At 67.4% G+C, this 25703-nt stretch carries 20 protein-coding genes and 1 tRNA gene; 5 read left to right on the plus strand and 16 right to left on the minus strand.

Features of this window, described 5'->3' with window-relative positions:
* Positions 1–175: 175 nt before the first annotated feature.
* From ACT3S2_RS04825 to rlmH, 4 genes are all read right to left on the minus strand, one after another.
* On the minus strand, positions 176–1213 hold the full coding sequence (locus ACT3S2_RS04825) for a pseudouridine synthase (protein WP_444561356.1): 1038 nt from the start codon (positions 1211–1213) through the stop codon (positions 176–178).
* Positions 1214–1254: 41 nt separating this feature from the next.
* Positions 1255–2199, minus strand: a complete 945-nt coding sequence (locus ACT3S2_RS04830; RefSeq protein ID WP_444561336.1) for a DNA-formamidopyrimidine glycosylase family protein — start codon at positions 2197–2199, stop codon at positions 1255–1257.
* 84 nt (positions 2200–2283) lie between these two features.
* Positions 2284–7185 (minus strand): DNA glycosylase AlkZ-like family protein, encoded by a 4902-nt coding sequence (locus ACT3S2_RS04835; RefSeq protein ID WP_444561337.1) that lies wholly within the window; start codon positions 7183–7185, stop codon positions 2284–2286.
* A gap of 65 nt (positions 7186–7250) precedes the next feature.
* Entirely contained in the window at positions 7251–7709 is a 459-nt protein-coding gene (rlmH, locus tag ACT3S2_RS04840; protein WP_444554190.1) for a 23S rRNA (pseudouridine(1915)-N(3))-methyltransferase RlmH, read from the minus strand.
* 18 nt (positions 7710–7727) lie between these two features.
* Here rlmH and ACT3S2_RS04845 point away from each other — a divergent pair, with 18 nt between their 5' ends.
* The gene (locus ACT3S2_RS04845; protein ID WP_444561338.1) at positions 7728–8498 is read left to right on the plus strand and encodes a phosphatase PAP2 family protein; all 771 of its coding nucleotides are present in this window, start codon (positions 7728–7730) and stop codon (positions 8496–8498) included.
* 18 nt (positions 8499–8516) lie between these two features.
* Here the strand turns inward: ACT3S2_RS04845 and ACT3S2_RS04850 are convergent, their stop codons facing one another.
* Genes ACT3S2_RS04850 through ACT3S2_RS04865 form a run of 4 tightly spaced genes read right to left on the minus strand, consistent with a single transcriptional unit; the run spans position 8517 to position 14720 of the window.
* Positions 8517–9269 carry a succinate dehydrogenase/fumarate reductase iron-sulfur subunit gene (locus tag ACT3S2_RS04850; RefSeq protein ID WP_444554188.1) on the minus strand — a complete coding sequence of 251 codons (753 nt, stop codon included), beginning with the start codon at positions 9267–9269 and terminating at the stop codon, positions 8517–8519.
* Positions 9266–11212, minus strand: coding sequence for a fumarate reductase/succinate dehydrogenase flavoprotein subunit (locus ACT3S2_RS04855; RefSeq protein ID WP_444554187.1), 1947 nt, complete (start codon positions 11210–11212; stop codon positions 9266–9268). Before ACT3S2_RS04855 ends, ACT3S2_RS04850 begins: the two co-directional genes overlap by 4 nt.
* Positions 11209–11931, minus strand: a complete 723-nt coding sequence (locus tag ACT3S2_RS04860) for a succinate dehydrogenase cytochrome b subunit (RefSeq protein WP_444561339.1) — start codon at positions 11929–11931, stop codon at positions 11209–11211. The genes ACT3S2_RS04855 and ACT3S2_RS04860 overlap by 4 nt, the downstream gene beginning before the upstream one ends.
* Positions 11928–14720, minus strand: a complete 2793-nt coding sequence (locus ACT3S2_RS04865) for an aconitate hydratase (protein WP_444561340.1) — start codon at positions 14718–14720, stop codon at positions 11928–11930. Before ACT3S2_RS04865 ends, ACT3S2_RS04860 begins: the two co-directional genes overlap by 4 nt.
* Positions 14721–14991: 271 nt before the next feature.
* Here ACT3S2_RS04865 and ACT3S2_RS04870 point away from each other — a divergent pair, with 271 nt between their 5' ends.
* On the plus strand, positions 14992–15453 hold the full coding sequence (locus tag ACT3S2_RS04870) for a LuxR family transcriptional regulator (RefSeq protein WP_444561341.1): 462 nt from the start codon (positions 14992–14994) through the stop codon (positions 15451–15453).
* Positions 15454–15463: 10 nt separating this feature from the next.
* Here ACT3S2_RS04870 and ACT3S2_RS04875 read toward each other — a convergent pair whose 3' ends face one another.
* From ACT3S2_RS04875 to tadA, 3 genes are all read right to left on the minus strand, one after another.
* Positions 15464–16210 carry a Crp/Fnr family transcriptional regulator gene (locus ACT3S2_RS04875; protein WP_444561342.1) on the minus strand — a complete coding sequence of 249 codons (747 nt, stop codon included), beginning with the start codon at positions 16208–16210 and terminating at the stop codon, positions 15464–15466.
* Positions 16211–16383: 173 nt separating this feature from the next.
* Positions 16384–16471 (minus strand) — tRNA-Ser (locus ACT3S2_RS04880).
* 54 nt (positions 16472–16525) lie between these two features.
* On the minus strand, positions 16526–17008 hold the full coding sequence (gene tadA, locus ACT3S2_RS04885; RefSeq protein WP_444561343.1) for a tRNA adenosine(34) deaminase TadA: 483 nt from the start codon (positions 17006–17008) through the stop codon (positions 16526–16528).
* 47 nt (positions 17009–17055) lie between these two features.
* Here tadA and upp point away from each other — a divergent pair, with 47 nt between their 5' ends.
* Entirely contained in the window at positions 17056–17694 is a 639-nt protein-coding gene (gene upp / locus ACT3S2_RS04890; RefSeq protein ID WP_444554181.1) for a uracil phosphoribosyltransferase, read from the plus strand.
* Positions 17695–17719: 25 nt separating this feature from the next.
* On the opposite strand, the gene ACT3S2_RS04895 is transcribed toward upp, so the two are convergent.
* A complete protein-coding gene (locus tag ACT3S2_RS04895) occupies positions 17720–19312 on the minus strand; it encodes a sensor histidine kinase (RefSeq protein WP_444561344.1) in 1593 nt (530 codons plus the stop codon).
* Entirely contained in the window at positions 19309–20049 is a 741-nt protein-coding gene (locus ACT3S2_RS04900; RefSeq protein ID WP_444554179.1) for a response regulator transcription factor, read from the minus strand. The genes ACT3S2_RS04895 and ACT3S2_RS04900 overlap by 4 nt, the downstream gene beginning before the upstream one ends.
* 601 nt (positions 20050–20650) lie before the next feature.
* Between ACT3S2_RS04900 and ACT3S2_RS04905 the strand changes: the two genes are divergently transcribed.
* Positions 20651–21463, plus strand: coding sequence for a winged helix-turn-helix domain-containing protein (locus tag ACT3S2_RS04905; RefSeq protein WP_444561345.1), 813 nt, complete (start codon positions 20651–20653; stop codon positions 21461–21463).
* Positions 21464–21543: 80 nt separating this feature from the next.
* Positions 21544–22068 (plus strand): SixA phosphatase family protein, encoded by a 525-nt coding sequence (locus ACT3S2_RS04910; protein WP_444554177.1) that lies wholly within the window; start codon positions 21544–21546, stop codon positions 22066–22068.
* Positions 22069–22078: 10 nt separating this feature from the next.
* Here the strand turns inward: ACT3S2_RS04910 and ACT3S2_RS04915 are convergent, their stop codons facing one another.
* The 3 genes from ACT3S2_RS04915 to ACT3S2_RS04925 are packed head-to-tail and all read right to left on the minus strand — an operon-like array spanning position 22079 to position 25613.
* Positions 22079–22717: a TetR/AcrR family transcriptional regulator gene (locus ACT3S2_RS04915; RefSeq protein ID WP_444554176.1), complete on the minus strand. Its 639-nt coding sequence runs from the start codon at positions 22715–22717 to the stop codon at positions 22079–22081.
* Positions 22714–24969, minus strand: a complete 2256-nt coding sequence (locus ACT3S2_RS04920; RefSeq protein ID WP_444554175.1) for a YhgE/Pip family protein — start codon at positions 24967–24969, stop codon at positions 22714–22716. Before ACT3S2_RS04920 ends, ACT3S2_RS04915 begins: the two co-directional genes overlap by 4 nt.
* Positions 24966–25613: an ABC transporter ATP-binding protein gene (locus tag ACT3S2_RS04925; protein ID WP_444561346.1), complete on the minus strand. Its 648-nt coding sequence runs from the start codon at positions 25611–25613 to the stop codon at positions 24966–24968. The genes ACT3S2_RS04920 and ACT3S2_RS04925 overlap by 4 nt, the downstream gene beginning before the upstream one ends.
* Positions 25614–25703: the final 90 nt, after the last annotated feature.

A 25703-nucleotide genomic window follows, 5' to 3' on the forward strand; every position in this document is an offset into this window, starting at 1 on the left:
CCGCTGTTTTCATGGCAATGATTCCTCCCCATACCACCGCTCATAGCCTACCTAATACCGGGGGGCCGTTTGGGGACGTCGGCGCGGATTCGGGCCCAGCTGTGGCCGGATCGTGATCCCACTGGCCTCTTTAGCTCCGACGATTGGACGTAACAGCTCCGACATGGTCCTGCCGCTAGTGGACGGGACCGGGAAATTCGCCCAGGTTCCGTTGCGAGGTGTAGGTGACCGGAGCCCCGGAGAGCGGGTCGGTGAAGGAGATCGAATGCGCCAACAGCTGCAACGGCCGGGTGAAGTCATCAGGGGCCTTCTCCCACAGGTCCGGGTAGAACGCATCGTTGAGGATGCCCAGCCCCAGGGCCGCCATATGCACCCGCAATTGGTGCGTCTTGCCCGAATGCGGGCGCAGGCGGAAGAGTCCGACGGCGGTGCCCGCATGGGCTCCGGTGCCCAGGCCGGTGCGCAACAGGTCAATCCGGGTTTCCGCGTTCGGTTCCCCGGGCTGGGTCAGGGCCAGCAGATGGCCTTTTTCCTTGACCATCCGGTTGCGGTACTCCGCCGGGAAATCGGCGGCGGTCGCCCGGTGGTTTCCGCTGATCTGCCTCACGGGTTGGCCATGCCGGCCCGGGGCGGAATCCGGGTCCGGTTCCGCCATGGCTGCGGCGGCATCCCAGCCGGGGGGAAGGGCTGCGACGCAGCGGTATTCCTTCTGGATTCGGCGACGCTCGAAGAGGACCTGGTAGGCACCGCGGGTGGCCGGATTCGTGGAGAAGAGGATGATGCCCGCCGTGGCCCGGTCGAGCCGGTGCATCGGCACCAGATCCGGTAGGTCCAGCCGGTTGCGCAGACGGACCAGCGCCGATTCCTGGATGAACCGGCCGCCGGGGGTGCTGGGCAGAAAATGCGGTTTGTCCACGACCAGCAGGTCCTCGTCCTGGAACAGGATCGTTTCGGTGACCGGCAGCACCGGCTCATCGGGGAGGTTGCGGTAGTACCAGAGGAAATCGTGGTGGCCCAACGGGGTGCTGGTGCTCAACGGTTCGGCGCCCAGGCCCACGACTTCGCCCTCCCGGAAGCGGCGGACGATGCCTTCGGGGTCGACATGGCCGAAGCGTTCGAGCATGTAGTCCATGACCGTCGCCCAGGGCCCTTCCCGGGGGATGCGCAACCGGGTGGCGTTGACGCCGTTGCGGACGGGGAGGGGGGATTGCATGGCCATGGAATAAGTTTCCCACGTCGGGGCGACGGCAGGATTCAGGCGAAGGGATCCACCTGGCAGCTGGGGCAGAAATAGAGGTCGCGTTCGTTCAGGTCGATGCCGCGTTCGCACGGTTCGGCCCCGGGGGCCCGCTGGTGCTCGTCGGTCTTGACCTGTCCGGTGCCGTCGGCGGGCCGGGGTCCTCCGGCCTCGGGGCCCCGGCGTCCCGCCGGGACCCGGTCCGCCCCGCGCCGTGCCCCGGCGGGCGGGCGTGGCTGGCCGAGCTTGCGGTGTTCGACGGTGTCCCCGCAGCGCAGGCACGGCTTGCCGGCCCGCCCATAGACCCAGTACTGGTCGCGCATCGGCGGCGTCGTGGTGACCCGGCGCGAGCGGTCCATATTGGCATGCATGAGCTGATGGGCCAGATCGACCAGATACACCGGATCGGGCAGCTGCCCCGTGGGGGTGCGGGGGTGCAGGCCCAGCAGGAAGAGCAGTTCCGAACGGTAGATGTTCCCCAGACCGGCGATGACCCGCTGGTCCAGCAGGGTCAGGGCGATGGGCCGCTCGGGCATCATGGCCAGACGGCGGTGCACCTCCTCGGCATCCCAGGAGGCCCCCAGCGGATCGGGTCCGAGGTGGCCGACGGCGTCGGGCTCGTCGACGGTGCGGATCACCCGCAGGAAACCCAGGTCGAAACCGACCGCCTGGAAGTCCGGGTTGCGCAGCACGCACCGTGCCTTGAAGGCCGGGGCCCGCCAGCGCTCGCCGGTGGCGTAGACATCCCAATGCCCGTCCATGGACAGGTGGGTGTGGATCGATAGATCGGCCACCCGGATCAGCAGGTGCTTGCCCCGGGAGATCACGGAGGAGACCGTTTGCGAGGCCAGGTTCAAGGTGGCGTAGGACGGGAGCCGGAAATCGCTGGACTGCAGGGACCTGTTGCTCAGTGCCGCATCGAGCCGACGGGCTGCCCGGTAGATGCTGTCACCCTCTGGCACTGCTGGTCACGTCCTTCGTTGCTGGCCTCATCGCTAGCCCACTAAGTGGAATGGATCACACTATACCGGTCTCCGCAAAACGACTCACGGGCGGAAGCGCAATCCGTTGGGGGAGGAATGGAATCCCGCGGCCAATAAGGCCCTGGCCAGCGGCGTATCGGGGACGGGGGCCCCATTGGCCTTGTCCAGGGCGATCCGCTCCACCCGGGCCGTGCGCAGGGCCGCCACGAGCGCCCGGGCGGCGGCCTCGAGTTCGGCCGGCTCCTCGGTGAAGACCAGCGCCGTCCGGCCGCCGCGTTCCAGGTACAGGCCCAACCGGCCATCGAGCAGGACGACGACGGCGCCGGCCTTGCGTCCCGGGCGTTGCCCGGTGGGGGAGGGCCCGTCCTCTGACGAGCCCACGGTCGGCCAGGGCAGGGCCGCCCCGTAGGGGTTGGCCGGGTCGGTCGCCGCGAGGGCTACCGCTAACGGAACCCTCCCGGGGCCGGCGGCGGGGGAGACCGCGGACTCCAGATCGGTATCCCGGGTATGCCCGCGCAGCCGGTCCACCGTCGCCGGGACGGAGAACTGGGCGGCCCCGAGGTGTTCGATGAAATAGCCTCTGCGGGTCCTGCCCGCTTCCTCCAGCCGGGCCAGGACCCGGTAGAGCCGGCCGAACCCGCCGGGGACGTTCTCCACCATGACCGAACCGCGGGTCAGCACGCCGTAGCGGTCGAGCAGGAATTCGGCACCGGCATGGGCCCGGAGGGTGGGATCGGCTTCCGGGGCCGGCAGCAGGGACCAGCGTCCGGCGGCCTGTGGTTGGGCCGGGGCGATGGGCGCGGTGGCCCCGGCAGCGCCGGGACGCAGCCCGGAGGCATGCATCCCCGGTCCCCGCGGTGAGCGCATCCGACCCAGCCGGGGCGCCCGGGCCCGGGGTGGGGCCCCGCGGGGTTTATGGGCGGTTCGTCCACCGCCGAGCAGTCCGCGCACCGGGGCGAAGGTGTCGTTGCCGATCCGACCGGCCCACACCAGCTCCCAGAGGGCGCTCAGCACCGATTCGTCCTGGCCGGTGACCCCCAGGGCCCCGGTGATCTGGCGGAAGAAGTAGCCGCCGCCGCTGGCCAGGATCTCCAGGAGGCGCACCTGAACCCCGGAAGGCTCGAAATCGGCGTCGGGGTTCAGCGTCAGTGCCGCCTCCTGGGCGGGATGCAGGCTGATCCAGCCGTCGTTTCCCGCCAACGTCCCGGCACCGGACCACAACACCTCCCCGGTGGCCATCAGTTCGTCGAGCATCCCCGGCTGGTAATCCGCCACCCGGGCCGGGAGCACGAACGCCTCCCAGGCGCTCGCCGGAACCGGCACCCCGGCCAACTGGTCGATCACCGTGGCGACCCCGTCGAGCCCGCGCAGCTCCTGCCCCACGAACTGCCAGTCGGGAAGGAACCGCCCGAACGTGGCGTCGTCGACCGGTTCGACCTCGGCGCGCAGCGCGGCCAGCGAGCGTCGGCGGATCCGGCGCAGCACCTCGGCGTCGCACCACTCGCTCGCCGCCGGGGAGCCAGCCGCCGACTCACCGGTGGTGGGACGGAATTCTCCTTCGACCACCCTCGATTCGGTGCCCAGACGCTTGAGGACCGACAGGACGACGGCGCTGCCCAAGCCCAGCGCGGCGGCGGCCTCGGCCACGGTGAAGGGCCCATGGGTGCGCCCGTAGCGTCCCACGAGGTCACCCAACGGGTCCGCGACCGGCTCGATGAAGGCCAGCGGGATCCCCATCGGCAACGGGACGCCGAGCCCGTCACGCAACCGGGCGGCATCCTCGATCGCCGCCAGCACCGGCCGGCCCGCGAGATTGACCCGTAGGGCACGGTTGCTGCGCACCAGGGCCTCGGCATACCCGGAGGCCTCGTCCACGGTGGCTGCCGGGCGGGTTGGTCCGGCGTCGGATCCGGTGCCCGCGTCCGCAGCTGCCTCGCCGTCGTCCTGGGCAGGCTCGTCTGCGGATTCGTCGGCCGGGCGCAGCCGGGCCGCCAGCTCCTCGATCCCCAAGGGCCCGAGCAGACGCAGCAGATCGGCGGCCCCCTCCAGACCCTTGAGCCGGCGGTTGGGGGATAGCCGTTGGAGTTCGGCTTCGGTGGCCGCGATGACCTCGGGGTCCAGCAGTTCGCGCAATTCGGTGCGGCCCAGCAGGTCGCCCAAGAGTGACGGGTCGATCGACAGGGCGGCGGCCCGGCGTTCGGCCAGCGGGGAGTCGCCCTCGTAGAGGAATTGGGCGACATAGCCGAAGAGCAGGGTCTGGGCGAAGGGTGAGGGTTGGCGCGTGGTCGTTTCCACGATCCGCAGCCCCCGGCCCTGCAGTTCGGCGGCGATCGAGCGTAGCGAGGGCAGGTCGTAGACGTCCTGCAGGCATTCGCGGACCGTCTCGAGGATGATCGGGAAGGAGGGGTATTTCCTGGCCACGTCCAGCAGCTGGGCCGAGCGTTGGCGTTGTTGCCACAGCGGGCTGCGTTTGGCGGGGTTCTGCCGCGGCAGCAGCAGGGCCCGGGCCGCGCATTCACGGAATCGCGAGGCGAAGAGGGCGGAACCGCCCACCTCGGTGGTGACGATGGTGTCGAGCTCTTCGGAGTCGAAGAGGAAGAGTTCGGCCCCGGGGGGCTCATCGTCCATCATCGGCACCCGCAGCACGATCCCGTCGTCGGCAGCCATCGCCGAACCGTCCATCCCGTAGCGTTCGTGCAGCCGGGCGCCGACGGCCAACGTCCAGGGGGCGTGCACCGGCATGCCGAACGGTGAGTGCAGGACCACCCGCCAGTCGCCGAGCTCGTCCTGGAAGCGTTCGACCACCAGTGTGGTGTCGCTGGGGATGATGCTGGTGGCTTCCTGCTGGTCGGCCAGATAACCGGCCAGGTTCGCTGCCGCCCAACCATCCAGGCCGATCGCTGCCAGCCGGGCCCCGGCATCGTCCGCGCCGGCTCCGCCGAGCTCCCGGCGGAACCTGCCTAGCGCCCGGCCGAGTTCGGCGGGACGGCCCAGCGAGTCGCCCTTCCAGAAGGGCAGTTTGCCGGGCTGGCCGAAGGCGGGGGAGACCAGGACCCGGTCGTGGGTGATGTCCTCGATCTTCCAGCTGGTCGCACCCAGGGCGAACACGTCGCCGACGCGGGATTCGTAGACCATTTCCTCGTCGAGTTCGCCCACCCGACGCCCGCCGCCACTCTGGTCCTCGGTGCCGATGAGGAAGACCCCGAACATGCCGCGGTCCGGGATGGTGCCCCCTGAAGTGACGGCCAGGCGTTGGGCGCCGGGCCGGCCGGACAGGGTGCCGGCCTCGCGGTCCCAGATAATGCGTGGACGCAGTTCGGCGAACTCATCGGAAGGGTACTTCCCCGCCAGCAGGTCAAGGGTCGCGTCGAAGGCCGACCGGGGCAGCGCGGCAAAGGGCGCCGAACGACGCACGACGTCGAACCATTCCTCCGCATCGACCTCACCCAACGCTGCGGCGGCGACGGTCTGCTGGGCCAGGATATCCAGCGGGTTCGCCGGAATGGATAACGCCTCGATGGCCCCGGAGCGCATGCGTTCGACGGTGATCGCCGTATTGACCAGATCCGAGCGCTGCTTGGGGAAGAAGACCCCGGTGGAGACTTCCCCGACCTGGTGTCCGGCCCGGCCCACGCGTTGCAGTCCGGAGGCCACCGAATGGGGGGATTCGACCTGGATGACCAGATCGACCAGGCCCATGTCGATGCCCAGTTCCAACGAGGAGGTGGCCACGACGCAGCGCAAGCGCCCGGACTTCAGGTCATCCTCGATGTCGGCGCGTTGGTCCTTGGAGACCGACCCGTGGTGGGCCCGGGCCAGCACGGCCTCGGCGCCTGAGCTGGCCCCGGCCTGCGCCATGACCTGCGCGGGCGGATGCTGCGGTTCGGGGGCGATGGTCGGTCCGGTGGCCGGTTCGCTGGCCGATGCGGCCCACGGATCTGAGCCGGTCAGTTCCTGCCGGGCCGCGTGGATCTCGTTCAGGTTCGCCGTCAGCCGTTCGGCCAGGCGCCGGGAGTTCGCGAAGACGATCGTGGAACGGTTGGCCTCGATGAGGTCCACGATCTTCTCCTCCACATGCGGCCAGATGCTTGCCTGCGGTTGGAAGCCGGCCAGTTCGTCGAGCTCGCTGGCTTCGGCGGCTGCGGGCAGGTTCGTCATGTCCTCCACGGGGACGGTGACCGTCAGGTCCCAGGTCTTCTGAGAGGGCGGAGCCACGATGTCCACCGGCCGGGACCCGCCCAGGAACCGGGCGACCTCGGCCCGGGGTTCGACGGTGGCCGAGAGCCCGATGCGCTGGGCCGGGGTTGTCAGCAGGGCATCGAGCCGTTCGAGCGAGACCGCCAGATGGGCCCCGCGTTTGGTGCCGGCGACGGCGTGAACCTCGTCGATGATGACCGTGTCGATGCCGGTCAGTGTCTCCCGGGCCTTGGAAGTCAGCATCAGGAACAGTGACTCGGGGGTGGTGATGAGGATATCCGGCGGACTCGTCAGCAGTTTGCGGCGGTCATTGGCCGGGGTGTCTCCCGAACGCACGCCAACACTGACCTCGGGGGCCGGCAGGCCGAGTCGTTGGGCCATCCGGGTGATCCCGATCAGCGGTGCGCGCAGGTTGCGTTCGACGTCGACGCCAAGCGCCTTCAGCGGAGAGATGTACAGGACCCGGGTCTTGCGTTTCGGGGCCTTCGCCTTCTTCCCGGGTGCAGCGACTGCATCGTCGGCATCGAGGGTGGGCAGTGCCGGTGGTTCGGTGCTGTTTCGGATGAACCCGTCCAGGGCCCAGAGGAAGGCGGAGAGGGTTTTGCCCGAACCGGTCGGGGCGACGACCAGGGCGTTGCTGCCCGCGGAAACGGCGTCCCAGGCGCCGAGCTGGGCGGCCGTCGGCGCGGCAAAGGCACCCGTGAACCACTCGCGGGTCGCGGGCGTGAACTTCTGGAGCACTGCGGCTGCTGCGGGCTTTTCTGCCATCGCTGAAAGCCTACGCCGAAGCACCGACGAGTTGGCGCGGGGGCGGTCGGGGCACCTCGGCACCATTATTGGTGGTGGTACGGCCGCCCTCCGGCGATTTCCTGGGCACGGTAGAGCTGTTCGGCCACCACGAGCCGGACCAGTTGGTGGGGGAAGACCAGCTTGGACAGGCTCCAGGTGAAGTCGGCCCGCTGGTGCACCGACCTGTCCACCCCGTAGGCGCCGCCGATGACCAGCACCACCGGGCGTGCGGTATCCAGCGGCTGTTGCAGGGCACGGGCCAGGGCCGGGGAATCGATGTTCTTCCCGCGTTCGTCCAGCAGGACCACATGGTCCCGTGGCTGGACCTTGGCCAGGATGCGGGCGGATTCCTCAGTGCGTGCGGCATCGCCTTCCCGGGACGAATGCGGCAGCAGGGCCCAGGACACGTCGAAGGGTTTCTTCATCCGCTTCGAATAGCGCTCGATGCCCTCGGCCACCCACGACTCGTGCTTCTTCCCGATGGCCAGTATGCGCAGCGTCATGGCATTAGTCTGACAGGCATGCCCACTTCCTGTTCACCCGAGCCTCCCCCACGGGGGCATCCGGTCGCCGACGCCGCGGCACGCAGGCTGCCCTCGCGACTCGGGGCCTATGGTGCCTTGTGGATCACGCTGGTCATCGGCGCCTCCTTCGTCACCCTAATGACCCTCTTTGCCGCCAATATCTACGAATCCCTGGCGGAGAAGGACAACCTGGCCGCAGTGGACCGGCCGTTACTGGCCTGGGTGATGACGTGGCGCAGCCCGCTGGCCGACACAGCGGTCACCTGGTTCACCAACACCGGCTCGGTCATCGGGATGTCGATTATTGCCCTGGCAGCGATCGCCGTGCTGACGCGGATCCGTCGGTCCTGGCGGCCGCTGCTGCTTATCGGTGCGGCGGGGGCCGGCTCCGTGGTGATGACCATTGCAGGCAAGGATCTGATCGGGCGGACCCGGCCACCGATGGCCGACGCCGTCCCGCCCTATGAAACCTCGCCGTCGTTCCCCTCCGGGCATACGCTCAACGCGACGGCGATCATCATGGTCATCGCCTATTTGTGGTTCCTGCAGCTCGAACGCCGCTGGACCCGGGCGCTGAAGGTCGCCGGCTGTGTGGCCTATGTGGTCCTCATCGGCGGCAGCCGCATCTATCTGGGCCACCATTGGTTCACGGATGTCGCCGTGGCCTGGGCACTCGGGCTGGGCTGGGCGGCGTTGGTGGTGTTGGCGCACCACGTCTTCCACACCGTCCGCCGCGTCAGGCGCGAGCAGGGATCAGCCCAGACGTAGGCCTTGCCGGGGGACAGATCATTGTCCCGACTGGTGCTTCAACCCGGACAGCACGTCATGGTTCAGCTGGGAGATCATGTCCAAGGGGATGCCCGCCGGGCAGACCGCGGTGCATTCACCGATCTGCGTGCAGCCGCCGAAGCCCTCGGCATCGTGCTGTTCGACCATCGCCAGGGCCCGCTCGTCCCGTTCGGGCTGGCCCTGGGGCAGCGAACCGAGGTGGGTGATCTTGGCGCCGAGGAACAACGACGCCGAACCGTTGGGGCAGGCGGCCACGCAGGCCCCGCAGCCGATGCATGCCGCGGCGTCGAAGGCCCGGTCGGCATCCTTCTTCGGCACGGTGACGGCGTTGGCGTCCGCCGCGGCGCCGGTGGGGGCGCTGACGTAACCGCCGGCTTCGATGATCCGGTCCAGGGCGCTGCGGTCCACCACCAGATCCCGGATCACCGGGAACGCCGTCGAACGCCAGGGTTCGACGTCGATGACCTGGCCGTCCTCGAAGTGGCGCATGTAGAGCTGGCAGGTGGTGGTCAACGCCTCGGGGCCGTGGGCCAGCCCGTTGATCACCAGGGAGCACATCCCGCAGATCCCCTCGCGGCAGTCGTGGTCGAAGGCCACCGGTTCCCCGCCGTTGAGCGTGAGGTCCTCGTTGAGCAGATCGAGGACCTCCAAAAACGACATGTCGGGGGAGATCTCGTCGACCTCGTAGGCCTCCATGGCCCCGGGCTGGTCCTGATGGTGTTGGCGCCAGATCCGCAATGTGATCTTCATTTGTAGCTCCTTTGCTGGACCTTGATGTTCTCGAATTCGAGGTGTTCACGGTGCAGTACCGGCTCGTCTCCATCGCCGCCGAATTCCCAGGCGGCCACGTAGCTGAAGTCCTCGTCCTGCCGCAGGGCCTCGCCGCCCTCGGTCTGGCTTTCGGAACGGAAATGCGCCCCGCAGGACTCCTCGCGGTGCAGTGCGTCGATGCACATCAGCTCCGCGAGCCCGAAGAAGTCGGCGACCCGGCCCGCCCGCTCCAGGGACTGGTTCAATTCCTCGTTGACCCCGGTGACCTTCACATCCGTCCAGAACTCGTCACGCAGCCGGCGGATCTCTTCGATGGCGTGGCTGAGTCCTTCGGCATTGCGTTCCATGCCGCAGTACTCCCAGACGATGGACCCGAGCTCTTTGTGGAAGGAATCCACCGAACGGCTCCCGTTGATGGACAGCAGCCGTTCGGTGCGTTCACGGACGCCCTCGGCGGCCTCGACGACGGCTGGATGGTTGGCGTCGACGTCGGCGGGCAACGGGTTGCGGGCCAGATAGTCGTTGATGGTCCCGGGCAGCACGAAGTAGCCGTCGGCCAACCCCTGCATCAGGGCGCTGGCGCCGAGCCGGTTGGCGCCGTGGTCGGAGAAGTTCGCCTCGCCGATGACGAAGAGACCGGGGATGGAGCTTTGCAGGTCGTAATCCACCCACAGCCCGCCCATCGTGTAGTGGATGGCCGGATAGATGCGCATGGGCGCCTGATAGGGGTCCTCGTCGGTGATCTTGGCGTACATGTCGAAGAGGTTGCCGTATTTCTCCTCGATGACGTGCCGGCCCAACCGCTTGATGGCGTGGGTGAGATCCAGATAGACCCCCAGGCCTCCCGGGCCCACGCCGCGGCCCTCGTCGCATTGCTTCTTCGCCGCCCGCGAGGCCACGTCCCGGGGGACCAGGTTGCCGAAGGCCGGGTAGACCCGTTCCAGGTAGTAGTCGCGTTCGTCCTCGGGGATGTCCGCCGGGGCCCGGTCGTCGCCGGCCTTGACCGGCACCCAGATCCGTCCGTCGTTGCGCAACGATTCGCTCATCAGGGTCAGCTTCGACTGGTGGTCCCCGCTGACCGGGATGCAGGTGGGGTGGATCTGCGTATAGCAGGGGTTGGCGAAATAGGCGCCCTTGCGGTGGGCCCGCCAGCTGGCGGTGACATTGCAGCCCATCGCATTGGTGGAGAGGTAGTAGACGTTGCCGTAGCCGCCGCTGGCCAGTACGACCGCGTCGGCCAGATGCGTCTCGAATTCGCCGGTGACCATGTCCCGGACCACCACCCCGCGGGCCTTGCCGTCGATGACGATCAGGTCCAGCATCTCGTGCCGGGTGTTCAACTCCACGGTCCCGGCCCCCACCTGGCGCTCCAGCGCCTGGTAGGCGCCCAGCAGCAGCTGCTGACCGGTCTGCCCGCGGGCGTAGAACGTCCGGGAGACCTGGACGCCACCGAAGGAACGGGTATCCAGCAGGCCGCCGTATTCGCGGGCGAAGGGGACCCCCTGGGCCACTGCCTGGTCGATGATCGCCGCACTGACCTGGGCCAGGCGGTAGACGTTGGATTCGCGTGAACGGTAGTCCCCGCCCTTGACCGTGTCGTAGAACAGCCGGTGGATGCTGTCCCCGTCGTTGCGGTAGTCCTTCGCCGCGTTGATCCCGCCCTGGGCGGCGATGCTGTGGGCCCGGCGGGCGCTGTCCTGATAGCAGAAGACCTTCACGTTGTAGCCGGCCTCACCCAGGGTCGCCGCCGCGGACCCACCGGCGAGCCCGGTGCCGATGACGATGATGGAGACCTTGCGCCGGTTGGCCGGACTGATCAGCTTGGCCTCGAAACGTCGTTTGTCCCAGCGGTCCTTCAGCGGCCCGCCGGGGTCCTGAGTGTCCTGCAGCGGGTCGCCTTCGGTGAAGTAATCGTTCATCATGCTCCTACCCATCCGATCAAGATGCTCAGTGGTGGTACGAGGAAGCCGACGATGATCACGAAGGTGACCACGTAGGCCAGCCCATTGAGCCGGCGTCGTACCGCGATGCTGGTGTTTGCGCCCAGGGAGGCGAAGGCGCTCCAGATGCCGTGGCGCAGGTGGAAGCCCAGGGCGATGAGCGCGATGACATAGGAGAGCACCACCCACCAGATGGAGAAGCCGTTGACCATCCGCTCATAGGCGCTGTCCGAGGCTCCGCCGGGGTGGATGACGTTCCCGGTCAGATGCAGCAGGTGGTAGACGACGAACAGGGCGATCGTCACCCCGCCCCAGCGCATCGTGAAGGAGGCATAGCTGCGTTGCACGCCGCGGCGGTTCTGCGTGGTCTGGTACCGCCAGCCGCCCCCGCCGGCGGTGGCCGCCCGGGACCGGTGCCAGAGCACGAAGGCCGCCCAGATGTGGGCGCCGACGCTGATCAGCAGGATCACGCGCAGGATCCACAGGGCCCCGGCATAGGGAAGCAGGGGCTCGAGGATCGTGCGCAGGTACGCCGAGTAGCCGTCGAAGGCCTCCTGGCCCGCGAAGACCTTCAGGTTCCCGTACATATGCGCGATCAGGAACAGCACCATGATTAGCCCGCCCACGGCCATGACCGCATGCAGGACGGCCGAGGAGCGCAGCACCGGGACCCGCCCGCGCTTGGTGTCGGTGGCACTCATGACGAAAGCAACTGACGCAGGACGTAGGGCAGGATGCCCCCGTGGACGAAATACCCTTCCTCGGCGGGGGTGTCGATCCTGACCTTCGCAGTGATCTCCCGGGTCTTCTCGCCGTCGTCGACGCGCACGGTGACTTCCTTCGGCAGCGGGGACGCACCTTCGATGCCGACGACGGAATAGGTCTCCTCCCCGGTCAACCCATGGGTATCGGCCCTTTCGCCGTCCAGGAACTGCAACGGCAGCACGCCCATGCCGATCAGGTTCGACCGGTGGATCCGCTCGTAGGAGACGGCCAGCACCGCCTTGACGCCCAGCAGCGTGGTGCCCTTGGCCGCCCAGTCGCGGGAAGACCCCGACCCGTAGTCCGAACCCGCCAGCACGACCAGCGGGACCTGGTCGCCGATGTAGCGGGTGGAGGCGTCGAAGATGCTCATGCGCTCGCCGTCGGGCAGATGCCTGGTGACGCCGCCTTCGACCCCGGGGACGAGCCGGTTGCGCAGCCTCACGTTGGCGAAGGTGCCGCGGATCATCACGTGGTGGTTCCCGCGCCGTGATCCGTAGGAGTTGAAGTCCTTCGGCTCGATTCCCAGGTCCTGCAGGTATTTGCCGGCGGGGGAATCGGCCTTGATGGCGCCGGCCGGGGAGATGTGGTCGGTGGTCACCGAATCCCCGAGGTAGGCCAGTACACGGGCGTCGTGGATGTCCGTGAGCGGCGGTGGGTCCAGCGTCATGCCGTCGAAGTAGGGTGGACGCTGGATGTAGCTGGAATCGGGCTGCCAGGCGAACTGGTCGCCTTCGGGGATCGTCATGCCGCGCCAGTTCTCGTCACCGTGGTAGACGTCGAGATAGCCTTCGGTGAACATCTTCGCTTCGAGGTTCGCGTCGACGACGTCCTTGATCTCGTCGGTGCTGGGCCAGATATCGCGCAGGTAGACCGGCTTGCCCTCGGGGTCGTGGCCGAGTGGATCCTTGAGCATGTCGGTGCGCATGGTCCCGGCCAGGGCGTAGGCGATGACCAACGGTGGTGAGGCCAGGAAGTTCATCTGGACCTCGGAGTGGATCCGGCCCTCGAAGTTGCGGTTGCCCGACAGGACCGAGGCGACCGTGAGGTTCTTCTCCGAGGCCGCGGCGCTGACTTCGGGGATCAACGGCCCCGAGTTGCCGATGCAGGTGGTGCAGCCGTAGCCGACCAGGTTGAAACCCAGCTTCTCCAGATACGGTGTCAGCCCCGAACGGTCGTAGTAGTCGGTGACCACGCGTGAACCGGGGGCCAGGGTGGTCTTCACCCACGGCTGGCTGGACAGGCCGCGTTCCACGGCCTTCTTGGCCAGCAGGGCCGCCCCGATCATCACCGAGGGGTTGGAGGTGTTGGTGCAGGAGGTGATGGCGGCGATGACCACGGCACCGTTGTCGATGCTGGTCTTCCGGCCGCCCAGCAGCAGTTCGGAGGGGTCCGAGGGCCAGGCGTCCTGGACATTGCCGTCATCGTCGTAGGTCCGCGGCGGGTCGTCGCGCTGGATGCGGGTGCTGATGGCGACCGGGTCGCTGGCGGGGAAGGAGTCCTCGACGGCGGAGTCGAGCCCTCCGGCGATGGCGTCGGCGTGGGTCTGCCCGGCCAGCAGCCGGCGGATGACCTGCGGCGACTTCGCCAGCGGGATGCGGTCCTGGGGACGCTTCGGGCCGGCGATCGAGGGGGAGACCGTCGAAAGGTCCAGCTCGACGATCTGGCTGTATTCCGGGACGTGGTCGGGATCGTGCCACAGTCCTTGTTCCTTGGCATAGGCCTCGACCAGCCGGATCTGGTGCTCTTCGCGTCCGGTGAGGCGCAGGTAGTTCAGTGTTTCGTCGTCGATCGGGAAGATGGAAGCGGTCGAACCGTATTCGGGGCTCATGTTGCCCAACGTCGCCCGCGTGGCCAACGGGACGTTGCCGACCCCGGGGCCGAAGAAGTCGACGAACTTCCCCACCACCCTGACCTTGCGCAGCAGCTCGGCCACGGTGAGGACCAGGTCGGTGGCGGTGGTGCCCTCGGGCAGCTCCCCGGACAGTTTGAGTCCGACGACCTGCGGGATCAACATGCTCATCGGCTGGCCCAGCATGGATGCTTCGGCTTCGATCCCGCCGACACCCCAGCCCAGTACGCCGAGGCCGTTGACCATGGGGGTATGCGAATCCGTGCCGACCAGGGTGTCCGGATAGGCCTGGGGGCCACGGGGTCCTTCCCGGGTGAAGACGACCCGGGCCAGATATTCAAGGTTGACCTGGTGGCAGATGCCGGTGTCCGGGGGAACCACCAGGAAATCGTCGAAGGACTGCTGGCCCCACCGCAGGAGCTGGTAGCGCTCCTGGTTGCGGCCGAATTCCAGTTCGGCGTTCACCCCGAAGGCGTCGGGGCGGGCGAACACATCGGCAATGACCGAGTGGTCGATCACCAGTTCCGCGGGGATCAGTGGGTTGATCTTCTTCGGATCGCCACCGAGATCGGTCATGGCGTCGCGCATGGCGACCAGGTCCACCACGCAGGGGACCCCGGTGAAGTCCTGCATCAGGACCCGGGCCGGGGTGTATTGGATCTCCGAGTTGGTTTCTGAGTTGGCATCCCAGTTGGCCATCGCGTTGATTTGTTCGTCCGTGACCAGATGCCCGTCTTCGTTGCGCAGCAGGTTCTCCAGCAGGACCTTGAGGCTGTAGGGCAGACGGTCGGAGCCCTTGATGCGATCCAGCCGGTAGATCTCGTATCTCGTGTCATCGACCTGCAGTTCAGAGCGGGTGTCGAAACTGTTCTGCATTTTGGGGGCACCTGGCTTTTCGTGTCGAAGCGAACTCCACCGGGCCGGTGGTCCCCAACGTACGCCGAGATGACGCAAGAGACCATGACATTAGTCGTCCAATCTAGGGGAGCCCCGGACGCCCATCCAATAAAAACGTGATCGGGGGCACATCAGCTGTGTTTGGCCGTAGGATGGAACCACAGTGCGCCGCAGGTGGAAAGGGCAGCCCGCGGCTTCGAGCCGCAGGAACGCGGATGCAGTGCCCTGTGGTGTTGCCGGGAGGCTGACGATGAAGAAGTTTTCCCTGACGGCGCTGGGACGCCGCCACCTGGAAACGGCCAGCTGCGCCGGTAGCGGGCGCAGCGCCAGCACGGTATACGGCGGACACGAGCACGTCCTGCGCCAAACCGTCATTGCCCTGAAGGCCGGACAGGAACTGAACGAACACGTGAACCCGGGCGAGGCCACCGTCCTGGTCATGAGCGGGAAGGTGTCGCTGTCCTCGCGCGGTGACAGCTGGGAAGGCAGCGCCGTGGACCTGTTGGTCGTGCCCCAGGGTTTCTACGCCGTGGAGGCCCTGGAGGATTCGGTGTTGGTCCTCACCGTGGCGAAAACCGACCGGGGGCCCATGGCCACCGATCAGTCCTGGCAGGACAAGGCGCGTGGCAAGGCGGGCAGGGGTCCGGCTTCGACGCCACGCACCGATCGGCATGCCGACCCGGTCGGGGCCGAGGCGCTGGCCCACGAATAGAACTGGTGCTTCAGTGTCCGGCGGCGGCAGCCAGTCGCCGCCGGTCGAGGATCGTGGTCCAACAACGACCGGAATCCACGATGTGATCGGCCCGCAACCGGCTCATGACCCTGCTGGCCGTTTCCGGGGTCACCCCGGTCAAGGCGGCAAGATCGGCGCGTGTCAGCGGGATGGGCAGATCGATGCATCCCTCCCGCGGCTCACCGAAGGTATCGGCAAGTTCCAGGAGCCGGGCCGCGATCCGGACTCCTGCTTCTTCACTGGAGAGCCGGCGGATGTGTTGTTGCGCTCTTTCGTGTCGGTGGGCCAACTCGTCCAGCACCCCGAGGGCCAGATCCGCACGGGTCTCCAGCATGGCCCTGAATGCAGCGGCCGGTATGGCCAGCAGCTGGCTGTGGGTCAGTGCCGTCGCGGTATCGGGGTATCCGGTTCCCCTGGACCCGCTGACGGCTCCGAAGACCGCCGGTGGGCCGAAGATATCGAATACGACGTCCTGACCTCGGCGTGAGGGCCGACTGATCTTGACGGCTCCGGTGGCCAGGATGAACAAGTAATCCGCATCGTCTCCATGGCCGTGGACCAGATCCCCGGGCCACCGCTGCAGCATTTGTGTATGGATTTCAAGGGCCAGCAGGTCCGCATCGGAGAAGCTGCCCACCAGGGGAGTACGGCGCAGTAGCCGCAAACTCGTTCGTTGTCGGTCGTCGGTGACCGCCGTCGCGGTCGGGAACGACGGCGGCGCCTGTTCCTTGAACATATGACTCAACCTTCCCCCACCGAAGCGCACGGCGGACTGGTTGGCCCCGCCAGCGGTCGACTCCCACGGATCGGACGTTTTCAGCCTAGATGGACTTCGGGAATCAGACCATGGGGTGGGCATGAAAAAGGCGTTTGCATCGTTGTTTTCCAACGATGCAAACGCCTTCCCACTGGCGGTGACGGTGGGATTTGAACCCACGTTGGCTCTCACCAAACAACATTTCGAGTGTTGCACCATCGGCCGCTCGGACACGTCACCAGACTGGACTACTCTAGCGGACGGTTCGCGGCAGTCCCAAACCGGCAGCTCGGCTCAGCGCATGGAGCGGAAGAAGCCGGTCAGGAGGGACGCGCATTCATCCTCCATCACCCCGGGGAAGACCTCGACCCAGTGGTTCAACCGTGGTTCGCGCAGCACCTCGAACACGGAACCCGAGGCCCCGGCCTTCTCATCCCAGGCGCCGAAGACGACCCGCGGTATCCGGGCCAGCACGATCGCCCCGGCACACATGGCACAGGGCTCCAAGGTCACGACCAACGTGCAGTGCGCCAGCCGCCAGCCGTCGTCGTGCCCCGAATCCTTCAGGGCCGCGGCCGCGGCACGGATGGCCAGGACCTCGGCATGGGCGGTGGGATCCCCGCTGGCCTCGCGTTCGTTGCGGCCGGTGGCCACGATGGATCCGTCGGGACCGATGACGACGGCACCGATGGGCACGTCGGCGGTCGCAAGCGCCGCCCGGGCCTGATCCAGCGCCAGCTCCATCCACCGTGCGTGGTGCGCGTCATCCCGGATCACCCTCCAACCCTAGCCGAGCAGGCGGTTCGTGCTGGTAGTTTTATTCCATGCGCGTACAGGTAGTCGACCACCCGTTGGTGGCCCATAAGGTCTCGGTGCTCCGGGATAAGAACACCCCGTCCCCGGTCTTCCGGCAGCTCACCGATGAACTGGTGACCCTGCTGGCCTACGAGGCGACCCGTGAGGTCAGGACGACGCAGATCGAAGTCCAGACCCCGGTCGCCACGACCACCGGCACCGCCTTCGCCAAACCCACCCCCCTGGTGGTCCCGATCCTGCGGGCGGGCCTGGGCATGCTCGAAGGCATGACCCGGCTGGTTCCCACCGCGGAGGTCGGATTCCTGGGCATGGCCCGCAATGACACGACGCTGGACATCGTCACCTATGCGGAACGACTTCCCGATGACCTCACGGGCCGGCAGGTCTTCGTGCTGGACCCGATGCTCGCCACCGGGGGCACCCTGGTGGAATCCATCAAGTTCCTGTTCGAGCGCGGTGCCTCTGATGTCACCTGCATCTGCCTGATCGCCGCCCCCGAGGGGCTGGACCGGCTCGAAGAGATCTATGGGGATGACCCGAGGGTCCACCTGGTGTTGGGGGCCTTGGACGAGAAGCTGGATGAGAACGCCTACATCGTCCCGGGCCTCGGCGACGCCGGCGACCGGCTCTACGGGTTGGCCCACTAGCGGCTCCGTCGCGAACGGACCCGGCTCAGGGCCCGACGGTCGGTGGCTGTTCCGGCCGCGGAGGCACCTCCACGATCAGGGGCAGACTGACCTCGAAGACCGTGGCCCCCGGTTCGCTGGCCACCGAGATGGTGCCGCCATGGGATTCGACGATGCCGCGCACGATCGACAGGCCCAGCCCCACGGTTCCCTCGGCGCCGGAGCGGGCCCCGTCGCCCCGGGTGAACCGGGAGAAGACATGGGGCAGGAACTCCTGATCGATGCCCTGTCCGTCATCGGTGACGGTGAGGACCGCGTGGTGTCCGTCGGCGGAACGGAAGACCCCGGTTTCGATGGTGGTGCCCTCGACGGTGTGCTTGCGGGCGTTCGAAAGCAGGTTGTTCAGCACCCGGGCCAGCTGCCCAGCATCACCGCGCACGAGCACCGGTGCGTCCGGCAGGGAGAGCCGCCACTGGTGGCTCGGCGCCGCCACCTGGAAGTCCCTGGAGGTTTCCGCCGCCAACCGGGTCAGGTCCACCTCGGCCAGGGTTGGTTTCTGCCCTTCATCGAGCCGGGCCAGCAGGAGCAGGTTCTCCACCAGCGAGCCCATCCGGTGGCTTTGCGCGACCACGCGGTTCAGTGAGGTGCGTCCGTCGTCGCTGAGGTGTTCGGTGGCGGCGACGAGTTCCGAGTATCCGCGGATGGACGCCAGCGGGGTGCGCAGCTCATGGGAGGCGTCGGCGACGAAGCGGCGCATCCTGGCTTCGGATCGGCGTCGTACCTCGAGCGCCGACTCCACGTTGTCCAGCAGGGCATTCAGCGCGTGGCCCATGTTCCCCGCCTCGGTGCCGGGGTCGGCATCGGGAGTGGCGACACGTTGGGCGAGCCGGACTTCTCCGGCGTCCAGGGGAAGTGCGGCGACCGCACCGGCAACTTTCGATACGCGTTCGAACTGCAGCAGTGACCGGCGCACGATCACCGAGCCGATCAGCCCGATGGCCACGAGCCCGGAGGAGGCGACCAGCAGGATCGTCATGTCCAGGGCGAAGAGCGTGTCCCGGGTGCTCTCCACGGGCAGGCCGGTGATGAGGATGGCGCTCTTGCCATCGGCATCGGCCGTGGAGGGGGCGGCTGTGACGGCCATGAGCCGGTATTTGCCCACGGAGAGGTCCTCGGTCACCGGGGCCGCATCGGGGGTGACCGCGGCCAACTGCTGGGCGTCGTCCTTGTTCAACTGCTGGCCCTCGCCCGTGCGCTGGTCCAGGACACCGCCAATGAGGATGGTGGTCCCGACGATCCGGGCGTTGAGCGTCCCCGAACCTTGGCCGGGGGTGTTCAGCGGGTCGGGCATCTCGCTGCCCTGGCTGCCCTTGCCGCCCTGGCTTCCCTGGCTGCCATCGAAGCTCGCCGCCCGGTTGGAGGCCTGGTGGAGTTGTTCGTCCAGCTGGCTGTAGAGGCTGTTGCTCATCACCGTATGGGTGAAGACACCGATGACCAGGCAGATCAGTGCCAGCAGGCCGATCAAGGAGGCGGAGATGCGCGAGCGCAGGGTCCATCCGTGGGTCGTCGGCGGGGTGGGAACCGGATGGTCCGGTCGTGCCGGGGGAGTCGGGCGCGCCTGGTCGGCGGGGTGGGTCACGGTGCGGGCTTCAGGACATATCCGGCGCCACGCACGGTGTGGATCATGGGCTCCCGCCCGGCATCGATCTTCTTGCGCAGGTAGGAGATGTACAGCTCGACGATGTTGGCCTGGCCACCGAAGTCGTATTGCCAGACGCTGTCCAGGATCTGGTTCTTGGACATGACCCGGCGGGCGTTCTCCATCAGGTAGCGCAGCAGGTCGAATTCGGTGGCGGTCAGGTTCACGACCTGGCCGCTTCGGCTGACTTCACGCATGTCCATGTTCATGCTCAGGTCCCCGACGACGAGCTCGGCGGCATCGGCCTTCGCCGCACCGGAGCGTTCGACCAGCCGGTGCAGACGCAGGAGCACCTCCTCGAGGCTGAAGGGTTTGGTGACGTAGTCGTCCCCACCCAGGGACAACCCCTCGATCCGGTTCTCCACCGCATCCTTGGCCGTCAGGAACAGGGCCGGGACCTCGGGTTGGAAAGCCCGGATCTTCCGGAGGACCTCGGGGCCCTCGAAACCCGGAAGCATCCAATCCAGGACCAGGATGTCGGGGGAGAACGAACGGGCCTCCTGGACGGCCGAGGGGCCGTCCCCGGCCACCTTGACCTCCCACCCCAGCATGCGTGCCCCCATGCTGACCAGTTCGGCCAGCGACGGCTCGTCATCGACGACCAGGGCCCTGATGGGGGTGCCATCGGGGTGTTCCAGCCGCGGAAGCTGGTTGGGGGAGAACTGCGAGTTCGTCATATGTCGATACTCCTCTGCACCTATAGGGCCAAGCTGGGATTCCGCTGTGACCGAGCTGTGAAGCGCTGGTTCCTACAGTACCGGCGGAAGCGGCGGCTGTCCGCACGCCGGCAGCTTCCGCCGGTGGGCGGATAGTCAAGCGTGTGACCCGGGTTCGGCCCTGTCACGCATAAGTATGCGTTGCATGTTTTAGGATCATCAATCGAGTGGCCCATTGATCAGATCGAACAGTCGAATGACGGGTGCATGCCCAGACCGCATGATCCAAAGCGCTCACTTCAGAGAAGTGCATAATGTGAATCACCTCACAAATTCATGAATTTGTCTCAGTATGTGGACAAGTGCGATGAATATTACTTGCGGGTTCGAATTATTACGGCAACACTAGGTCTCGTGAACATCGATCCAGCAGCACTTGCGGCCCCCGGCCCCCGTTGGGGCCATGGTGTCGGACGTGCGCGCAGCTGTTGTCGAATGTCGGCCTAGTTTCTTCCCACCTCCAGAAGATCCGAAGCACGGATGAACCGCACGCCACGACCATGGCGTCGGCCAGCCGAACCAGACAGTTCACCGACTTTTCGCACAGTTAGAGGTTCCACCAATGTCCGTTATGTCCGGATACGTCCACATCTCCATCCGCAACGCCCAGAACCGCGCCGCTGCTGCCCAGCGCCAGGGCGCCGGCCACGGTGAATACGGGGCGCCCCAGGGATATCGCCAGCTGCACGCCGTCCCCTCCCCGCAGGACCACCCGCCGATGACCGCCCCGACCCCGGTCGTTGCCGGCAACGGAACCCCCGGACCGCAGTCGGTGGACCGGGACACCGAGGCCCGTGGATTCGTCCTCTATGTCGGTCTCGACGAGGCGACGGCCCAGGAACAGGGCACGTCGCTGGGCAAGCTGGCCACCCAGGTCCGTGCCTTCCTGCAGACCCTCTCGCCCAACGCCCAGACCCATGCCGCCGTCGCGCTGGCTCCGGCAAACGCCCCCGGGGAGAGCATCGACGTCGTGCGCCAGGCGCTGGGGGACCCCACGGTCGCCCGCCGGCCGCGCGGTGAGGTCATCCGCCACCAGCCGGCCGCCTCGCGTCCCTCGGGCGTGTTGATCGACCTCTCGCGCCGAGAGGTCCACCTGGACGGGGAAACGCTGAACCTCACGTTCAAGGAATTCGAGCTGCTCAACTATCTGGTGGAGAACGGGGCGCGCACCGTCGGCCGCGACGAGCTGCTGAGCAGCCTCTGGCGCAATGCCGAGGAGGTGCCGAATGAACGCACCATCGACGTGCACATCCGTCGCCTGCGCTCCAAGCTGGGACGTCTGGCCAATACGGTACGTACCGTCCGTGGCCAGGGCTACCGCTTCTACGAGCACCCCGAGGTCATCGTCTGGGCCGCACCGGAATACAGCATCTGATTCCTGCTCCATCCACGACGGCGGCGCCTGCTAGAGGGGCGCCGCCGTCGTCGTTCCTGCGTGGCCCCTAAGCTGGAGGCATGAGCCAGCACCACCTGAAACGCCTGATGCTCCTGCGCCACGCCAAATCCGATTTCCCCTTCGGCATCGAGGACCATGATCGGCCCCTGGCCACCCGGGGCAACCGCCAAGCCCCGTTCGCCGGGGCCTGGATGGTGAAGAACGGCTGGGTTCCGGATTCCATCCTGTGCTCGGATGCACTCCGTGCCCGGTCGACCTGCGCCTGGGTGTCCAGTGAGCTGGGGGAGAAGGGCCCGACGCCGTATCTGGATTCACGGGTCTACGGCGCCTCCGCCACGCAGCTGGTATCGGTGATCAACGAAACGCCGGAGACGGTGGGCACCTTGCTGGTGATCGGGCATCTGCCCACGGTCCAGGAGGTGGCCATGGCCCTGGCCTCGGTGGATTCCGAGGAGGAACCGGTCATGGAGCTGGCCACGCGGTACCCGACGCTGGGGCTGACCCTGCTGGAGACGGTCACACCCTGGGCCGAGCTCGATGGCCGTGATGCCCGGGTGAGTGGGTTCGTCGTTCCCCGGGAGTGAGGCCCGCTGCTCAGGCCACGCCGGTGAAGGCGCTGACGGCCTGCACGCAGGTGGCGATGCTCCGTTCGGGGTGGAATACATGGCGGTCGCGTCCGATGATCAGGACCGCCCCGAAGACGGCGGTGGCCATCGCCTCCCGGTCGGTGGCCCCCAGTCCCGGGTGGTTCCCCGTGGAGTACAGGCGGTCCAGTGCCTCCCGGATGACCCCGATGATCTCCCCGCGCAAGGTGGCCAGCGTCTCGCCCCAATCGCTGGGGGACTGCCACTGCTCGCTGATCCACAGTTGGGCGAAGGAGGGGTATTCGTCCATGAATTCCAGGGAGGCGGCCACCATGTCCCGGAAGCCCGAGGCCGGGTCCGGGTCGGCCGTGCCCTTCTCCAGCCGTTCGAAGAGCACATCGGCGCCGAAGCGCATCAGCTGGCCGATCAATTGGGCCTTCGACCCGAAATTATAGTAGACCGTTCCCTTGGAGACCCCGGCGGCGGCGGCGATCTCGTCGACCGTCACCCGGTGGTGTCCCCGGTCGCCGATCAGGTTCATCGAGGCTTCGAAGAGCCGGTGCTTGGAATCGGTGGCCCGCACCCGCCGGCGAGTGGTTTCGGCGAAGTCCGCGGCCTCCTGCAGGGGCTCGCTGAAGGCGGCGCTCATGCCGAGAGCTCCGGATGCAAGGTCTTCAGCGTCCACGTCTTGCCCCGGTGGACCGCGAGGAAGCTCATGAGCAGTCCGATGGCCGCGTAGCCCAGCAGGGCCAGCACCAGCGGGGCGAGTCCCTCGAGCGAGGCCCCGTACATCAGGTGGCGCAGCCCGGTGATCACATGTCCCATGGGCAGCAGGTTATGGGCCACATGCAGTGGCTCGGGGGTGGTCTCCCAGGGGAAGGTGCCTCCCGCGGAGACCAGTTGGAGGACCAGCAGCACGAGCACCACGAGCTTGCCGGGGGTGCCCAGCAGGGCACAGATGCCCTGGACGATGGCGGTGAAGGCGATGCTCGCCATCAGGAACAACCCCCAGGTCAGCCAGGGGTGGGCCGTTTGCAGGCCGAGTCCGAAGAGCACCACGCCGTAGAGCACCGTCGCCTGCAGCATCGACAGGAACACGAAGGGGAGCCACCCGCCGATCGCGATCTTCCAGGACGCCGCATTGGAGGCCAGGGCGCGTTGGGTGACCGGGCGCATGATCTGGACCAGGATGAAGGCGCCGATCCAGACGGCGAGCGTCATGAAGAAGGGGGCCAGGCCCTCGCCGTAGGTTCCTGCGCTGGCCTGGTCCGCCCGATCCACCGAGACCGGGTCGCCGATGACGTTGGAGACCTGCGTCTTTTGCTCGTCGGTGGGGTTGGGGACCTCCTTCGTCCCGTCGCTCAGCTTCCCGGCCAGGGTCCCGGAACCGTCGACCAGTTGGTCGGCACCGGATCCCAGATCGTTGACGCCCTCGCGCAGATCCGCGGTGCCACCGGTCAGGGTCCCGGTCCCCTCCACGAGCGAGGCCGCACCGCCGTCGAGCTTCTGGGCCCCGGCCAGGGCGTCCCGCTGCCCGTCCAGCAGGGTGTTGGCCCCGCTGGCGAGCTTCCCGGAAGCGGCGGAGAGCTGCTGGGCGCCGTCCGCGGCGTCGGAGACCCCGTTGGCCAGGGCCTGTGAGGAGTCCGCGAGGGTATCGGTGCCCGAGGCCAGGGAGCCCAGTCCGCCACTGAGTTTCTTGGCGCCGTCGGCGACCTGGCGGGAGCCGGTGCCCAGTTTGTCGATATTTGCCTTGGCGTTGGCCAGATCCTTCCTGGTCTTCTCCGCCTCCGCGGTCACTCCGGTATCGGCGCCCAGTTTCTTCACGGATTTGCGGGCCTCCGCGGCGTCTTCCTTCGTGATGACGTCGTCCTTGATCAGCTGGTCCACGGTGCCGTCCAGGCGGGACTGGGCGTCCTTCTCCAGGGCGGTGATGGTATCCGCAGCGTTGTCGACCTTGGCGCTGAGCTGTTCATTGCCGTCGGCGACCTGTTCCGCGCCGGCCGCCAGTTCCTTGCCGGCACTATTGGCCGAGGCGGCACCATCGGCGAGTTGGCGGGTCTTCTGTGGCAATTGGGCGGTCTTGGACTTCATGGTGCCCAGCCCCGAGGCAAGCTCGTCGGCGCCTCCCTGGAGCTGGCCCGCCCCGTTGGCCAGCTTCCCGGTCCCGGCGACCAGCTTCTGCTGCCCGTCGATCAGGGAGGAGGTCCCGCTCTTGAGCTGACGGGCCCCGTCGTCGAGCTTATTCGCGCCGGAATCCAACTGCTTGGCCCCGTCGGCGAGGGTTCCCACGCCCTCGTCGAGCTTGACGGTGCCATCGTGGAGTTCATCCGCCCCGTCGGCCGCCTTGGCCATCTGGGAGTGGATGCGCCCGAAGCCGGTCAGCAGGGTGTCCGCGGTTTCGGTGCCGACCTCCTGGGCGACCGTGTTGTGGACCTCCCCGGCGAGCTTATCGGCGAAGGTGCCGACCATGTAGTTGTTGGCGTCGTTGGTGGTGACCTCCAGGATCGCCTGTTTCGCGGCGTCGAAGTCCTCGGGGGAGGCGAGGTTCTTGGAGAAGTCGGCGGGGATGGTCATGGCGAAGGCGTATTCGCCGGTCCGCACCCCTTCTTCGGCGGCTTCCTCGGAGTCCACGACGTTCCATCCGAAGGTCGCGTCCTCCAGCAGGGACTCCACGACCTCGTCCCCGACGTGCAGGTCCTTGCCGTCCTGCTGGGAGCCCTGGTCCTCGTTGACCAGTGCCACCTTGACGTTGTCCAGGTTGGAGTACGGATCCCAGTTCGCGTACAGGTACAGGGCGCCATAGAGCAGGGGGACCAGGGTCATGGCGATGATCGCCATCCACGGCAGGACGCCGCTGGTCATGCGCTTGAGCTCGGACAGGGCCAGGCGAAGGGTGGTCATTCGGGGGACTCCGTGGGGTGGGGGAGGTTGTTGGCGCCGGCTTCGGCCACCGGTCCGGTCCATTCATCGGGGACGGTGCGGACGACGGCGACGATCGCCGGTTGGCGGCGGCCGGCTGCGGTCTGTTCCAGATGGGCGACCCATTCACCGTCGTTGATGCCATGGCGATCGGGGGTGTCGAAGATCAGCAAGGAGATGTCGTGCCCCTCCAGGGCCAGATGCGTGAGGATCCTCTGGCGGTCCAGGGGATCGATGGCGTCGACGAATTCACCGGCCAGGTGGGTGATGCGGTGGCGTTCGAGCCATGAATCGATGCTGCTGCGGCGCCAAAAGGGTCCGGGGTGCAGGGCCAGGTCCTCGGAGACCAGATCCCTGACCTTCAGGTGGGCCTCGGGTTCGTTGATCTCGGGGGAGTCGACGAGCATGCTGATGCCACGGACCGTGTCCAGGGCGGGGTCGCCTTCCCAGGCCACCGTGCCGGCGTCGGGGCGCATGCGGGCGCTGAGGGCCAGGGCCAGGGCGGTGCGGGTGGTCTGTGGTTCGGCGTGGACCAGCAGCAGTTCGCCGGAGGCGACCTTGAGGCTGGTGGGGTCCAGGAGCGGCGCGTGGCGGCCCTTGATGGATAGTTCGTCGGCGATGAGCACTTCACCATGCTAATCGAACTGACCGGTCAGTTCAATTAGAGGCGTCGTGGTTCTCGTCGCATGAGGGGGCGGGCACAAAAAAACCCCGTC

The organism is Arthrobacter sp. AOP36-A1-22, assembly GCF_052377615.1.
Taxonomy (GTDB): Bacteria; Actinomycetota; Actinomycetes; order Actinomycetales; family Micrococcaceae; genus Arthrobacter_H.

Coding starts and splice junctions, on each gene's coding strand:
- ACT3S2_RS04825 (WP_444561356.1), bottom strand. CDS start 1,213: ATGCAATCCCCCCTCCCCGTCCGCAACGGCGTCAACGCCACCCGGTTG.
- ACT3S2_RS04835 (WP_444561337.1), bottom strand. CDS start 7,185: ATGGCAGAAAAGCCCGCAGCAGCCGCAGTGCTCCAGAAGTTCACGCCC.
- rlmH (WP_444554190.1), bottom strand. CDS start 7,709: ATGACGCTGCGCATACTGGCCATCGGGAAGAAGCACGAGTCGTGGGTG.
- ACT3S2_RS04845 (WP_444561338.1), top strand. CDS start 7,728: ATGCCCACTTCCTGTTCACCCGAGCCTCCCCCACGGGGGCATCCGGTC.
- ACT3S2_RS04850 (WP_444554188.1), bottom strand. CDS start 9,269: ATGAAGATCACATTGCGGATCTGGCGCCAACACCATCAGGACCAGCCC.
- ACT3S2_RS04855 (WP_444554187.1), bottom strand. CDS start 11,212: ATGATGAACGATTACTTCACCGAAGGCGACCCGCTGCAGGACACTCAG.
- ACT3S2_RS04860 (WP_444561339.1), bottom strand. CDS start 11,931: ATGAGTGCCACCGACACCAAGCGCGGGCGGGTCCCGGTGCTGCGCTCC.
- ACT3S2_RS04865 (WP_444561340.1), bottom strand. CDS start 14,720: ATGCAGAACAGTTTCGACACCCGCTCTGAACTGCAGGTCGATGACACG.
- ACT3S2_RS04870 (WP_444561341.1), top strand. CDS start 14,992: ATGAAGAAGTTTTCCCTGACGGCGCTGGGACGCCGCCACCTGGAAACG.
- ACT3S2_RS04875 (WP_444561342.1), bottom strand. CDS start 16,210: ATGTTCAAGGAACAGGCGCCGCCGTCGTTCCCGACCGCGACGGCGGTC.
- upp (WP_444554181.1), top strand. CDS start 17,056: ATGCGCGTACAGGTAGTCGACCACCCGTTGGTGGCCCATAAGGTCTCG.
- ACT3S2_RS04900 (WP_444554179.1), bottom strand. CDS start 20,049: ATGACGAACTCGCAGTTCTCCCCCAACCAGCTTCCGCGGCTGGAACAC.
- ACT3S2_RS04905 (WP_444561345.1), top strand. CDS start 20,651: ATGTCCGTTATGTCCGGATACGTCCACATCTCCATCCGCAACGCCCAG.
- ACT3S2_RS04910 (WP_444554177.1), top strand. CDS start 21,544: ATGAGCCAGCACCACCTGAAACGCCTGATGCTCCTGCGCCACGCCAAA.
- ACT3S2_RS04915 (WP_444554176.1), bottom strand. CDS start 22,717: ATGAGCGCCGCCTTCAGCGAGCCCCTGCAGGAGGCCGCGGACTTCGCC.
- ACT3S2_RS04920 (WP_444554175.1), bottom strand. CDS start 24,969: ATGACCACCCTTCGCCTGGCCCTGTCCGAGCTCAAGCGCATGACCAGC.